Source organism: Paenarthrobacter sp. CC6 (assembly GCF_040560085.1).
Taxonomy (GTDB): Bacteria; Actinomycetota; Actinomycetes; order Actinomycetales; family Micrococcaceae; genus Arthrobacter; species Arthrobacter nicotinovorans.
In genome coordinates this window covers 24,888-37,518 of the sequence record NZ_JARDAN010000006.1, presented here as the reverse complement: position 1 = coordinate 37,518, position 12,631 = coordinate 24,888, and the positions used below count along the sequence as shown (strand labels likewise).

Here is a 12,631-nt window from a genome sequence, read left to right as displayed (position 1 = left end):
GGGTCAAAAGCGGTGTTATGGCTTCAAGACATCCCCGAGCCGCGCGAAGGAAATACCCTTGTCCAGCAACCGCGGCAAGGCGCGCCCATAGCCTTCCGCCGTTGCTCCCGCCGGCTTGTTGAAGTGCGAAATGACAATGTCTCCGGGCCCGACCCGGCCCACCTCGGTGGCGACGGTGGCCGCCGGAAAGGTCGCGCCGCCGTCGCCGTTGACAGTAAAGTTGACCGGCAGCATGCCGAGCCTGCGCGTCATGGCGGCCGTGACGTCGTCGTAAAAGGCCGTTCCCGGACGGAAGAACCGCGGGGACTTCCCGAACGTGTCCTGCATGATTGCCTGGTTGCCCATGAGTTCGTCGTACGCCGCGGACGCTGTGGCCGTTCCGGTGATCCCATAGGCTGACTTGCCGCTGACCGACAACGGAAGGTGTGATGTCCCGTGGTTGGCCAGTTCGAACAGCGGGTCCGCTGCCAGCTCCGCGGAAAGTCCGGGATTGGCCTGGATCCAGCGGCTGTTGACGAAGAGTGTGGCGGGTACGTGGAGCTTGCGCAGGGTCTGCAGCAGTTCATGGTCGCACCCTGAACCCCCCGGCCCGCCGCACGCATCGAACGTCAAAGCCACTTGCTTGGCCGGAGAGTCGTTGACGACTCCGGTGACATGCAGTCCCCATTCCTTTGGCTGCCTGCCTGCAAACTCAGCAAGGATTTTTAGTTTGTCCGGCACCGCCGGGGGCTTCATGGTCGGCTGCGCGAGGGCGGCTGCAGCCTGTTCGCTCGACTTGGCAGAGACGGACGGAGGCGGCGTAGCGGGACCGGTTGGCCGCAATTGCTCCGTTGCCGCATCCTTTTCAGGAACGCCCGGCAAGGACCCGGTCCCGCTGTCTGCACATCCTGCCAGGACAGCAGTTGCCAAACCTGCCATTCCAAGCAGCACTGATCGCCGGCCAGCCAATGGCCGCCGCTTGGAATCCCCCATGGATGTCCTTACTGACGTTGTAACTATGTGGTTGTAGTGAAGTGGTACTGCCTAGAAGTGTGTCAGACAGTGAGCGGAACGTTCCACTGTGAACAACTGCTGGGCCAGGAACGCGGCGCCCGGGGTGTTCTCGCGGATGCGGCCGGCGGCTGCCAGCGTCACCGGCGATACCGCACCCAGGTAAATGGAGGCGAGGCCTGCGGCGTCCATGCTGAGGTCCGGCGTCTCACCCGAAGCATCCTTGACGACGGCGGCAGCACCGCCGTCGGATTCCAGAAGCCAGGTGCCGCCCGCCAAGCCCAAGGAGTCGGTGACCTCAATAACCAGGCGGCCGGCTGCAGGGTAGTTCCGGGCCTCCAAAGCGGCCTGGGTATCCAGGATCCTGAGCCACAGCATGTCACGGACTTCGGAAGCCTCAATGCACCTCTGGTCCTCGAGCGCCCATGCCAGCGGATCATCCACGGGCGCCTCGGCCCATGTGACTTCGTCGATGAGGTCGATGCTGCCCAGGAAGCGCCACAAGTCGCGGTAGCCGGCGTTGGTTGCGGCAACGAGGTCCACGATTTCCATGGTGTACGGCTTGTGGTCCCAGCCCTTGAAGCGGTAGGAAACGTAGCCATCCAATGTTCCGGAAGGGTCGTAATGCAAGGCGCAACGCACGGAGGCATCGGGCTTGCCGTCATGGCCGATTGAACCGGATGCCACCAAGCGGTAGTACTCCTGCCTGTCGACCGAACCCGGAGAAAGCCGCTGGACCCGCTCAAAGACCTCGGGCGCAACGTCCAGGAGGACTGAAGGATCGGCGACTTCGACCACGCCTTCAGGCTGTCCCTTGAGCCGGAAACGCGGACCGGTGTCGACTTTGATGCTGCGTTCAAAAGTGGCCACACCAAAGCCGAATCGTCCGTAAATGGAACCTTCGGAGGCCGTGAGCGCCGCCATGGCGAGGCCGTCGTCCTTGGCGCCTTGCAGGTCGGCAGTGATCATGCCGCGGAGGATTCCGTTGCGCCTGTGGGTTCCACGGACGGTTACGGCAGTAATCAGGTTGGACTCCAGCTGGCGCCCGTAGCCGATGTTGAGGGACTTGCGCATGGTGGCATAGGTGGCCACCGGGACATCCGCGCCGAGCGAATGCTCGGGAACGTCCGCGTTGACATAGACACCGGTCAGCTCGCGCTTGTCGGTCCGGTAGGCGGCCAGGGTTTTGGCCAGGTATTCGTCGTCCCGCCGCTCCTGGTGGAAGCCGTGCGAGACGGCCTGCACCCAGGTGGTGCAACGGCTGTAGCCTTCGTCAGTCTTGTCGGCGACAACAGGGAATCGTTGGACAGAGTACTTTTCGGAGTTTCTTTCATTGGGATCAGCCACGCCTTTGAGCCTAGCCAGACGCCTGAGGGCGCGCCACCACCACGGCGGCGCGCCCTCAAGCGGTTACTCGAAAGCTAGTGTCCGGCCTCGTACCAGCTTGATCCGACGCCGATCTGGACATCGAGCGGAACTGACAGGTCCGCGGCAGAGCCCATTTGTTCGATGACCAGTTTCTCCACGGCTTCGCGCTCCCCTGGCGCTACTTCCAGGACGAGTTCGTCGTGGACCTGCAGCAGCATGCGGGACTTCAGGCCCTGGCTGGCGAGCTCGGCCGATACCCCCAGCATGGCCCGCTTGATGAGGTCGGCAGCGGAGCCCTGGATCGGCGAGTTCAAGGCGATCCGCTCTGCTGCTTCCCTGGCCTGGCGGTTGGTGCTGGTCAGATCCGGCAGGTAGCGGCGGCGGCCTTCGATGGTGGCGGTGTAGCCGTCGGTCCTGGCCTGGTCCACGACGCCCCTCAGGTAGTCCCGGACACCACCGAAGCGGTCAAAGTAGTCCTTCATGAGCGTCCGGGCCTCATCGACGGAAATCTCCAATTGCTTGGACAGGCCGAAGGAGGTGAGGCCGTAGGCCAGCCCGTACGACATTGCCTTGACCTTGGAGCGCATGGCGCTGGTGACTTCTCCCGGCGCGACGTTGAAGATCCGCGAGCCCACAAAGCGGTGCAGGTCTTCGCCGTCCCGGTACGCCTGGATCAGTGCCTCATCGCCCGAAAGGTGGGCCATGATCCGCATTTCGATCTGCGAATAGTCAGCGGACAGCAAGCACTCGTAACCTTCGCTCACCACGAAAATACCGCGGACCCGGCGCCCCTCTTCGCTGCGGACCGGGATGTTCTGCAGATTAGGGTTGTTGGACGAGATGCGGCCGGTGGCGGCAATGTTCTGCGCGTACGTGGTGTGGATCCGCCCATCGTCGGCGACAGACTTCTTCAGCGTCTCCACCATCTGGGCCAGCTTGGACGACTCACGGTGCGCCATGAGCTGGACCAGGAACTCGTGGCCGGTCTTTTCAAGCAGAGCCTTGAGGGAGGCAGCGTCCGTGGTGTAGCCGGACTTGATCTTCTTGGTCTTGGGCAGGCCCAGTTCCTCGAAAAGGACTGTCTGCAGCTGCTTGGGCGAACCGAGGTTCACCTCATGTCCGATAGCCGCAAACGCCTGTTCCTGGGCGGTCTGGATCACCTTGGTGAGGTCCGCCAGCTGTTCATCCATGCGGTCCGTGGAGACGAAGATGCCCGTCAGTTCCATTTGGGCCAGGACGCGCGCCACTGGAAGTTCCAGCGTGGTCAGCAGGGCGTCGGCTTTGCGGTCTGCAAGCTCCTTTTCGAAGTGTTTGCTGAGCGCGTGCACGACGGCGGCATGCTGGACGAGCGCGGCAGCGGCAGCCTGGTCCGTATCACCGGAGAGGTCGAGTTCCAGCTGGCCGGACTGGGAAGCGGCCGTGGCCAGGGAGATCTTGAGATGGACCTGTGCGAGTTCGGCGAGGTCGTAGCTGCGGCGGTCGGGCTGGATGAGGTACCCGGAGATGGACGTGTCATCCACGACCCCTTCCAGGCCAAGGCCGCGGTTATGCAGGGCCTTGAGGGCCGACTTGAACTCGTGCAGGACCTTGGCTTCTTCGGGGTCGCGCAGCCAGCGGGCCAACACTCCCTCGGCCGCGGCGTCCAGGCCCGTCAGTTCAATGAAGGCTGCACCGTTGGCGCGAACGACGGCCAAGGCACTGGCGTCCTCACCCACCCGGCCGGGGACCATCTGCACGGCCAGGGCCGAACGCATGCCGGATCCGGCGGTGAAAAAGGCTTCCAGCCCGGAAGCATCCGTGAGTGAGTCGAACTCGGGGGCATCGATGGTGTCCGGAGCAGCCCCCGCTGTGTCGTCACCATAGAGGTCGAAAAGGCGCGTGCGGAGGGTCCGGAATTCGAGCTCTTCAAAAAGCTCTTCGATGGCCTGCCGGTCAGGACGCGGTTCGTGGAGATCCTCCAATGTGATGGGCAGCTCCAGGTCCGTGAGCAACTGGTTCAGCCTGCGGTTGCGCTTGACGTTTTCCAGGTTCTCCTTGAGCGCGCCGCCCACCTTGCCTCCAATGGAGTCAAGGTTCTCCAGGATGCCTTCCAGGCCGCCATAGAGGTTGATCCACTTGGCCGCAGTCTTGGGGCCAACGCCTGGAACGCCGGGCAGGTTGTCGGCGGATTCGCCGACAAGTGCGGCGAGGTCGGAGTACAAACCGGGCTTAACGAAGTACTTCTCCTCGATGGCGGCCGCGTCCATCTTGGGAATGTTGCTGACACCCTGCTTCGGATAAAGCACAAAAACGTTGTCGTTGATGAGCTGGAAGGCGTCCCGGTCACCGGAAACCAGCAGCACCTCGAAACCGGCGGCATCAGCCTGCGAGGCCAGCGTCGCAAGGACATCGTCAGCCTCGTATCCGGGCATGGCGATGGTTTTGATGCCCCATGCCTCCATCACCCGCGCAATGAGGCCTATCTGGCCGGCGAATTCAGCCGGAGTGGCGTTTCGGCCGCCCTTGTACTCGCTGTACTCCGCCTTGCGGAACGTCGTGTCGTCGGAAACGTCGAAGGCGACAGCCACATGCGTGGGCTTCTGGTCCTTGATCAAGTTGATCAGCATGGACGTAAAACCGTGCACCGCGTTGGTGTACTGACCCCTGGCCGTGGAGAAATTCTCGGCAGGAAGGGCATAGAAAGCCCTAAAGGCCATGGAGTGGCCATCCAGGACCAGCAACCTTGGCCGGCCCTCCCCCGCGGAGACGCTGGAAGCAGTGGCAGAAGGGGCGGGTGCTGTTGCAATGGCAGCAGCTTGGGCCGTTGGAACCTGGTCCGGTTTGGTTGTTTCACTCACAGGTGCCAGCCTAGTTGGCATGATGGACAATTTCACGCCGAACAGCTTTGTCGACCAACTCAATGAGGCCGGGGTGCCCGAAGAATTCCACGATTGGCTTTCCGCGCACGGCGTGGGAACCCTGGTGGTGAAAATGGGTATCCGTTTCACGGAGATGAGTGCGGAACGGATGGTGGCCACCATGCCTGTGGAGGGAAACACCCAGGTAGCAGGCATTCTCCATGGTGGAGCCCACGTTGTGCTGGCGGAGACCCTTGGCTCCTTTGCGGCATCGTTGCACGCCGGAAGGGGACGCCACGCCGTCGGCATTGAAGTGGGCGCAACCCATCACCGTTCAGTGGCAACGGGTACCGTCACCGGCACGTGCACCGCGATCCACCTCGGCGGCACTTTGGCCACGCATGAAATCGTCATCACTGACGAGAAAGGCCGGAGGCTCTCAACAGCCCGCATCACCAACATGATCCGGGACAACCGCCACTGATTCCGCTCGGGCCGGAAACCCGCCATTACCGTGCGGATTGCTGCAGCCGGTAGCGCAATTCCACCGCAGCCCCACCAAGCGTCCTCGACGAGACCAACTCGAGTGGCGCCGTCGGGCCCTTCAACGGCAACAGCGGCTTTCCGGCGCCCAGTATCACAGGCACGATGGTGACAATCATTTCGTCGAGCAGTCCGGCGTTGGCAAATTGGGCCACCAAGTCACCTCCACCGACCAACCAGACGTTCTTGCCGTCGGCGGCCTTGACCAGGTCGGGAGCGAATTCGCTGACCTCGCCGCGGACGAAGGTGATATCCGATCCCGCGGGTGCGGAGTACTCGTGGTGGGTGAAGACCCAGCACGGAATGTCCGGATACGGCCACGTGCCGGGTTCGTGCTCAATGAGCCACCTGTAGGTGTCTCCGCCCATGGCGATGCAACCAACGCCGGCCATGAACGAGCCAATGCCCTCGTTGACTTCGTCGACGCTGTCGAACTGCAGGAGCCAGCCGAGGTCGTCGTCGGGCGAAGCGATGAAGCCGTCGATGGTGGAAGCTACGTAGTACTGGAACGTCGACATGGCCCCAGACTAGTCAGTCCGAAGCAGGGTTCCCATACTCCACGCGGACACTCCCGTTATCCGGCAGGACCACCACCCTGCCGCGGTCCAGCGACCATCCGTCGTTCAGCAGGAAGATCCGTCCGCCGCTGACCACCAGCAAGCGCAGGCCGGTGTAACGGTACAGGGGTGCCGCCTCCGAGCCGGCCGACTCCTCCTTGACGTTAGGCACAGTAACGGCCAACCGTTCCTTGCTGTAAACGACGGCGGTGGGCAGCAGGTGGGAGCGCTCCTGGTAGTCGACCGCGGCGCCCCGCCCCAGCGCCTGGGCGTAGTCGGAGGTTCCCCAGAACAGCAGGAGCGTCACCAGGACAAATACCAGCCACCCTTCGAGGGCGCCCTTGCCGGAGCGCGGGGCCTGCGCTGAAAGCCCGGTAGCCCGGCGTCGGACCCGCAGGCCCCACGCGCCGACAACGAGCCCCGCCGCGATGAGGAACGGCGCATAGAGGACAGTCTGTTCAGGGCGCGCCGTCACCGCAAGCCACATCACGGCGGCATAGGCGAAAGCTAGGAAAAGAACTACCGTGGCGGTCAACTGCACCCGCCTCCGCTGCCCGGGAAATTCGAGGACGCGCGCCACTGCCCGGTCCAACATCAACCACAACAAAGCGATGACCACCAACCACGCCAGGGGCTGGAACAACGACTGGATACTCCGCAGCATGAAGTCCTGGACCGTGTAGCCGAACAGGCTGACGTCCAAGCCCATCGCTTTCGCCTGGGCATCGGTGCGTGCCCATCCGAAATAGACCAGCAACGCCGTGACAACCGTCAACGGCGGACCGACGACCGAGAGCACCTCGAGGGTCCGTTGCCATCGGGTGTTGCTTCGGTCTGGAGCCGCCGTTTCTTCGCTCACGGTGAGGCCGTGGGGGTTGCTTCAACGGACACCGTGGGGGTCCCGGTGGCGGTAGATGGACCTCCTCCGGTTGCCTTAGGGCTCGGGGTAACTCCGGCGTCGTCGTAGAAGAACGTCACTGAACCGGCGATATCCACGGTGTCCGTGACCGATATCCGGACTGACTTCCGCCCTTGGGCGGGCGGCATCCGCAAGTAGAGCGTCCCGTAGTCTTCCCTGTCCCCCACGAATTCGACGTCTGCCGGAACGCCGTCGAACATGACCTCGCCGATGCGGACGTAGTAGCCGTCGAGGCGGACAATGGTGCCGCCGGAACTTGGGCCGGAGGCCCGGGGCGTCCCCGGAACCGGCCTGAGCTGTTCGTCCACTACCGTCAAGCCCAGCAACTGGCGCGGACATGCCTCGCCCAGCCCGGGTTCCACCTGGAAGGCAGCATCAGGGTTGCTGCGACGTTGGGCCACCAAAGAGGCCGACATGGCTGCAACCCTGAACTCCAGGCACTGACTCTGCGGAATCCGCGGCACGGCCGAAACCGCGTTGGACGCCCTTTCCCAGTCCCCCCGGCTGCCGCTTAGCACGGCGCGGCAGACAGCGGCACCGGCCACCCAAACGGCCGCGTCCTCCGCCCCTTCGATGCTGCGGTCCAGGGCGTCGCACTGGAATTGCTGCAGAAGGAGGTATCGCTGACCGGAGGTGGGATCGTTGGGCCCGACTGGCCCTATGGGAATCCATCGCACGACTGGCGCGTCTGCCTGCGGCGCTGCGGGACCGGCAGGGCCGGCAGGTTGTGCCGCCGTCGGATCGCCGGCCGTTGGACTGGCCTGTCCGGAGGTTGCGGCCGTTTGCGCCCCGGACCCCGGCTGCGGGGAAAGGCCTTCAGAGGACGGCGGCAAGCAGGCTGAAAGGACCAGCAGCAGGACCGGGACCAGGGCAAGTCCTGCCGGGCGGCTTCGGGATTGGCACTTCATGACAGCCCCATATCTGCCGGATCACGACCACGCAGTCATATTCATGGCTACACTGCCGATTATTCTCCCGAATGGACGAAGCTGCCAGAGTAGTTGCTACCCGCAGTTGCTACTTTCCGAAGTACGGAACAATCAGGTAGATGCCGAACAGGACGGCCGCCCCGCAGAAGCCAAAGCAAATGTAGGCCAGGGACCGCATCAGGACCGGGGACTTCTGCTGGGCGTCGCCGGCAATGGCAGTAAGCCGCACGCCGAGGGAGTACAGGACCACGAGCGTCACAGCGGCAAGGAGGGTAACGCCGGCTACCTGCAGCAGTTCCAACCATTTCATCGCTGCACGTCCTTGCTCGGGGTGTTCTTTCGGGACTTCTTCTTCTTGCGGAACCGGACGGCGTGGCCGGCCTCTTCAACCTCGACGGCGTTGTGGTGCCCAACGTGCGATTTCCGGGATACAACGAACATGAAGACGATGGCTGCCGTTCCGGCTACTGCGGCGATCACGACACCCACGACGCCGACCCCAACAAGCAGGGCGGTCAGGGCACCAACGATCGCCGATGCCGGGAGGGTAAACAGCCATCCCAAGGCGATCTTGCCTGCGGTGCCCCAGCGGACGGAGGTGCCTTTGCGGCCCAGGCCGGAACCGATGACGGAGCCGGAAGCAACCTGCGTGGTGGACAGGGCGAAACCCAGGTGCGAGGAAGCAAGGATTGCGGAGGCTGTGCTGGTTTCAGCTGAGAAACCCTGGGCGGGCTTGACCTCGGTCAAACCGGACCCCATGGTGCGGATGATGCGCCAGCCACCGGCGTAGGTTCCGATGGCAATGGCAAAGGCACAGGCGGCGATGACCCAGAACTGCGGTCCGCTGCCAGGTGTCTGGGTGCCCCCGGCGATCAGGACCAGCGTGATGATGCCCATGGTTTTCTGCGCGTCGTTGGTACCGTGCGCGAGGGCCACCAGGCTGGACGTGAAGATCTGGCCCGTGCGGAAGCCGCCTCGCTTTTGCGTGAGCTTGTCGCCGGTTTCGGGATCATGCCGCGAGGTGAGCGCGTAGGCCAGGCGGGTACAGATGTACGCCACCACGCCAGCGATCAGCGGCGCGAAGAGCGCAGGAAGGATGACCTTCTGCAGAACGGTTTCGAAGTTGATGGAGTGGAATCCGATGCCCACAACCGCAGCGCCTATCAGGCCGCCGAAAAGCGCATGCGAGGAACTCGACGGCAGGCCCTTGAGCCAGGTGATCATGTTCCAGAGGACGGCGCCCATCAGCCCGGCAAAGATAATGTCAGGAGTGATGTGGATGCCGTCGGAGCCTTCGCGGATCAGGCCACCGGAAATGGTCTTGGCCACTTCAGTGGATAGGAATGCGCCCACAAGGTTGAGGACCGCGGCCAAGGCAACGGCCGTCTTGGGCTTGATCGCCCCCGTAGCGATAGGCGTGGCCATCGCATTGGCTGTGTCGTGAAACCCGTTGGTGAAGTCAAAGAATAGGGCCAACGCTATTACCAGCGCGACCATGAAGGTGATATCCACCTGTTGCCCAATCTGCAGAGTCGACGTTCAGCAGTTTCACTTCCCCATACCTGCCATCCACAGCATAGTTCAGCAATTGTTCAACTGACCCTGCTTGCGGGATTCACTCTGGCGGGCTTGAAACCTTAAGAATCCTACGTGCCATCCACTGAGCAGCCAAACGTATGGGATCCCCGGTTCACCCCAGATACCTGCGCACGGCCGCGAGTTCGCCCCGGCTCAACCCTTTGCGGGGATCCGGTGAGATGCAAAGCACACGATCCTGCTGGTATTCGGCCCACGAGCGGGCATCCGACTCCTGGCTGAGCTGGTCGTCAAGCCAGATAATACGTTCACTCCCGGTCGCTGCCAGGTCCTTCTGCAGGGCTACCAGCTTCCACCATTCCGGCCCCTCATCCCAGCCTTGGCTTGAAAGTACCGGCCAGTCCTGGCCGTTCAGGCCGATAGCGGGGCACAGGAACTCCGGCGCGAGGCGCTCCCACGTCGTCAGCCACACGAACCTGGCGGAGGGATGTTCAGCGAGGTCGTTGAGCTCGGCCACGGCTTCAGGCGCAAAGGCAACCTCCAGGATGCCGGCGTCGGCGATGCTCCATTCGCCGCCCCAGTCCGTGGTTCCCATCGGACTGAAGGGGTTCACCACGCCGTCGACGTCAAGGTAGATGGACACGGGCCTCACGGCGTCCCCCATGGAATCCACAATCGTCCCCTCCCCAATAGATGGAAGCCAGCCTACGGGAACGGGGTTTGTTCGGATGCAGCGAGTCAATAATCAATCTCTTGACGTGCGTCATGAAAATGATAATCTCGAGTCATGGAAAAGCCCCCAGTCCACTCCGCCCAGAGCGTCCGCGACATCGAGGACACCGTCCGCACCGATTTCCGGCACGCCATGTCCTACGGCGGGTATCTGGACCTTGATCGTTTGCTTAGCTCCCAACACCCGCTCAGCAAGCCGGAACACCACGACGAATTGCTGTTCATCATCCAGCACCAGACCAGCGAACTCTGGTTGAAGCTGGTGCTGCACGAGTTGTTGGAGGCCAGGCGGCTTTTCGACGCTGACAACCTCGGCAAAGCGCTCAAATGCATTGCCCGAGTGAAGGCAATCCAGCGCACGATGACGGAGCAGTGGTCCGTCCTGGGCACCCTTACGCCGCGCGAGTACGCCCAGTTCCGCGGGTTCCTGGGCAGCTCCTCAGGCTTCCAGTCCTACCAATATCGCGGAGTCGAGTTCCTGCTGGGCAACAAGAACCGCGGGATGCTGCGCGTCTTTGAAAGCGAACCCGAAGCCCACGCCCTGCTGAGCACCCTCCTGGAGGAGCCCACGCTGTACGACGCGTTCCTCGGGGTCCTTTCCCGTGCTGGCTATGACATCCCGGCGGACATCTTGAACCGTGACACGAGCGAGCCGTGGATCTTCCGCAAGGATCTGGTTCCCATCTTCCAGAAGATCTATGAGTCGGATGACACTCAGTGGGGACTCTACGAAGCCTGCGAGGACCTTGTGGACATCGAAGACAACTTCCAGGCCTGGCGCTTCCGTCACCTCCGGACCGTCCAACGCACCATCGGCTTCAAGGTCGGTACCGGCGGATCCTCCGGCGTGGACTTCCTCAAACGCGCCCTGGACCTGACGTTCTTCCCCGAGCTCTACGCCGTCCGCACCGAAATCGGCAACTAAGCACACCACCCCGGGCAGTGCCGCCCAGAACTTCCGCAGGAGAAGCCATGACCACCCCACAGCAGACCCAAAGCCCACTGCAGACGTCGGCCGAACTGGACGCCGCTGATCCCCTCGCCGCCCAGCGTGATGCCTTTTACGCCCCCGACGCCGATCAGCTCACCTCGTACCTGGACGGCAACTCGCTCGGACGCCCCCTGAAGGCAACAGCGGCGAACCTCGCCTCCTTCGTCCACGACGCCTGGGGCAGCCGCCTCATCCGCGGCTGGGACGAACAATGGATGGACGAGCCCACCGCTGTGGGCGACCGCATCGGTGAAGTGACCCTCGGAGCGGCCCAGGGCCAGACCATGGTGGGTGACTCCACCTCCGTAATGCTCTACAAGATGATCCGCGCCGCTGTCGACGCTCAGCCAGGCCGCGACGAGATCATCATCGACCGTGACAACTTTCCTACTGACCGCTTCATCATCGAAGGGATCGCCAAGGAACGCGGGGCAACGATCAAATGGATCGCGGCCAACCCCGCCAGCGGCGTCCGCGCCGCGGACCTCGACGGGCTCCTCGGTGAGCGGACCGCCGTCGTGGTCCTCAGCCATGTCGCCTACCGCTCAGGGTTCCTGGCGGACGCTAAGGGAATCACCGCCACGGTGCACCAAGCCGGTGCCCTCATGCTCTGGGACCTCTGCCACTCTGTGGGCTCCGTACCCATGGAACTGGATGCGTGGGGCGTGGACCTTGCCGTCGGCTGCACCTACAAGTACCTCAACGGCGGACCCGGCTCCCCTGCCTTCGCTTACGTCAACTCCTCGCAGCAGGACCGCCTGCAGCAGCCCATCTGGGGCTGGATGGGCGCCGACAACCCCTTTGGCATGACCGAGGCCTACCGTCCGGCGCAGGGCATCCGCCGCTTCATAACCGGCACACCCCCGGTCCTGGCCATGCAACCCCTCAAGGACATGGTCGAACTTATCGCCACTGTGGGAATGGACGCCATACGGGAGAAGTCCATCAAACTCACGGAGTACGCCATTGCGTTGTCCGAGGAACTCCTGGTCCCGCTCGGAGCAGAGATTGTCAGCCCCCGGGACCCGGCAGAACGCGGTTCTCACATCACCGTGGACCACCCGCTCTTCGCCGACGTCACAGCCAAGCTATGGGAAAAGGGAGTCATCCCCGACTTCCGCCCCCCGCACGGCCTCCGCATCGGCCTCTCCCCGCTCAGCACCAGCTACGCCGAGGTTGAGCTGGGAGTGGCAGCTATCCGCGACGCCCTCGCCGAATTGCGGTGAGCC

Annotated in this window: 12 protein-coding genes; 3 read left to right on the top strand and 9 right to left on the bottom strand. The window is 63.3% G+C overall.

Features of this window, described 5'->3' with window-relative positions; translation table 11 throughout:
* Window positions 1–15: 15 nt before the first annotated feature.
* The 3 genes from PV760_RS04995 to polA all read right to left on the bottom strand — a co-directional run bounded on the left by PV760_RS04995 (window position 16) and on the right by polA (window position 5,054).
* On the bottom strand, window positions 16–972 hold the full coding sequence (locus tag PV760_RS04995; protein ID WP_354627298.1) for a polysaccharide deacetylase family protein: 957 nt from the start codon (window positions 970–972) through the stop codon (window positions 16–18).
* 51 nt (window positions 973–1,023) lie between these two features.
* A complete protein-coding gene (locus PV760_RS04990) occupies window positions 1,024–2,337 on the bottom strand; it encodes a GNAT family N-acetyltransferase (protein WP_354627296.1) in 1,314 nt (437 codons plus the stop codon).
* Between the two features lie 74 nt (window positions 2,338–2,411).
* Window positions 2,412–5,054: a DNA polymerase I gene (polA, locus tag PV760_RS04985; protein ID WP_354627394.1), complete on the bottom strand. Its 2,643-nt coding sequence runs from the start codon at window positions 5,052–5,054 to the stop codon at window positions 2,412–2,414.
* 160 nt (window positions 5,055–5,214) lie between these two features.
* Here polA and PV760_RS04980 point away from each other — a divergent pair, with 160 nt between their 5' ends.
* Window positions 5,215–5,679 carry a hotdog fold thioesterase gene (locus PV760_RS04980; RefSeq protein WP_026267138.1) on the top strand — a complete coding sequence of 155 codons (465 nt, stop codon included), beginning with the start codon at window positions 5,215–5,217 and terminating at the stop codon, window positions 5,677–5,679.
* Window positions 5,680–5,704: 25 nt separating this feature from the next.
* Here the strand turns inward: PV760_RS04980 and PV760_RS04975 are convergent, their stop codons facing one another.
* From PV760_RS04975 to PV760_RS04950, 6 genes are all read right to left on the bottom strand, one after another.
* Window positions 5,705–6,256: a dihydrofolate reductase family protein gene (locus PV760_RS04975; RefSeq protein ID WP_064722103.1), complete on the bottom strand. Its 552-nt coding sequence runs from the start codon at window positions 6,254–6,256 to the stop codon at window positions 5,705–5,707.
* Between the two features lie 13 nt (window positions 6,257–6,269).
* Window positions 6,270–7,154: a hypothetical protein gene (locus tag PV760_RS04970; RefSeq protein ID WP_227453643.1), complete on the bottom strand. Its 885-nt coding sequence runs from the start codon at window positions 7,152–7,154 to the stop codon at window positions 6,270–6,272.
* A complete protein-coding gene (locus tag PV760_RS04965) occupies window positions 7,151–8,122 on the bottom strand; it encodes a hypothetical protein (protein ID WP_354627295.1) in 972 nt (323 codons plus the stop codon). The genes PV760_RS04970 and PV760_RS04965 overlap by 4 nt, the downstream gene beginning before the upstream one ends.
* Before the next feature lie 109 nt (window positions 8,123–8,231).
* The gene (locus PV760_RS04960) at window positions 8,232–8,453 is read right to left on the bottom strand and encodes a hypothetical protein (protein ID WP_055975652.1); all 222 of its coding nucleotides are present in this window, start codon (window positions 8,451–8,453) and stop codon (window positions 8,232–8,234) included.
* Window positions 8,450–9,655 carry an inorganic phosphate transporter gene (locus tag PV760_RS04955; RefSeq protein ID WP_018777529.1) on the bottom strand — a complete coding sequence of 402 codons (1,206 nt, stop codon included), beginning with the start codon at window positions 9,653–9,655 and terminating at the stop codon, window positions 8,450–8,452. Before PV760_RS04955 ends, PV760_RS04960 begins: the two co-directional genes overlap by 4 nt.
* Before the next feature lie 178 nt (window positions 9,656–9,833).
* Window positions 9,834–10,352: an HAD domain-containing protein gene (locus tag PV760_RS04950; RefSeq protein WP_039241178.1), complete on the bottom strand. Its 519-nt coding sequence runs from the start codon at window positions 10,350–10,352 to the stop codon at window positions 9,834–9,836.
* Between the two features lie 114 nt (window positions 10,353–10,466).
* Here PV760_RS04950 and kynA point away from each other — a divergent pair, with 114 nt between their 5' ends.
* Both kynA and PV760_RS04940 read left to right on the top strand, forming a co-directional pair.
* Window positions 10,467–11,336: a tryptophan 2,3-dioxygenase gene (kynA, locus tag PV760_RS04945; RefSeq protein WP_018777527.1), complete on the top strand. Its 870-nt coding sequence runs from the start codon at window positions 10,467–10,469 to the stop codon at window positions 11,334–11,336.
* A gap of 47 nt (window positions 11,337–11,383) precedes the next feature.
* A complete protein-coding gene (locus PV760_RS04940; protein ID WP_354627294.1) occupies window positions 11,384–12,628 on the top strand; it encodes a kynureninase in 1,245 nt (414 codons plus the stop codon).
* Window positions 12,629–12,631: the final 3 nt, after the last annotated feature.

Bases quoted from the DNA above. Each gene is read 5' to 3' on its own strand.
- polA (WP_354627394.1), bottom strand. From the start codon at position 5,054: ATGGCCTTTAGGGCTTTCTATGCCCTTCCTGCCGAGAATTTCTCCACG.
- kynA (WP_018777527.1), top strand. From the start codon at position 10,467: ATGGAAAAGCCCCCAGTCCACTCCGCCCAGAGCGTCCGCGACATCGAG.
- PV760_RS04980 (WP_026267138.1), top strand. From the start codon at position 5,215: ATGATGGACAATTTCACGCCGAACAGCTTTGTCGACCAACTCAATGAG.
- PV760_RS04975 (WP_064722103.1), bottom strand. From the start codon at position 6,256: ATGTCGACGTTCCAGTACTACGTAGCTTCCACCATCGACGGCTTCATC.
- PV760_RS04965 (WP_354627295.1), bottom strand. From the start codon at position 8,122: ATGAAGTGCCAATCCCGAAGCCGCCCGGCAGGACTTGCCCTGGTCCCG.
- PV760_RS04960 (WP_055975652.1), bottom strand. From the start codon at position 8,453: ATGAAATGGTTGGAACTGCTGCAGGTAGCCGGCGTTACCCTCCTTGCC.
- PV760_RS04940 (WP_354627294.1), top strand. From the start codon at position 11,384: ATGACCACCCCACAGCAGACCCAAAGCCCACTGCAGACGTCGGCCGAA.
- PV760_RS04995 (WP_354627298.1), bottom strand. From the start codon at position 972: ATGGGGGATTCCAAGCGGCGGCCATTGGCTGGCCGGCGATCAGTGCTG.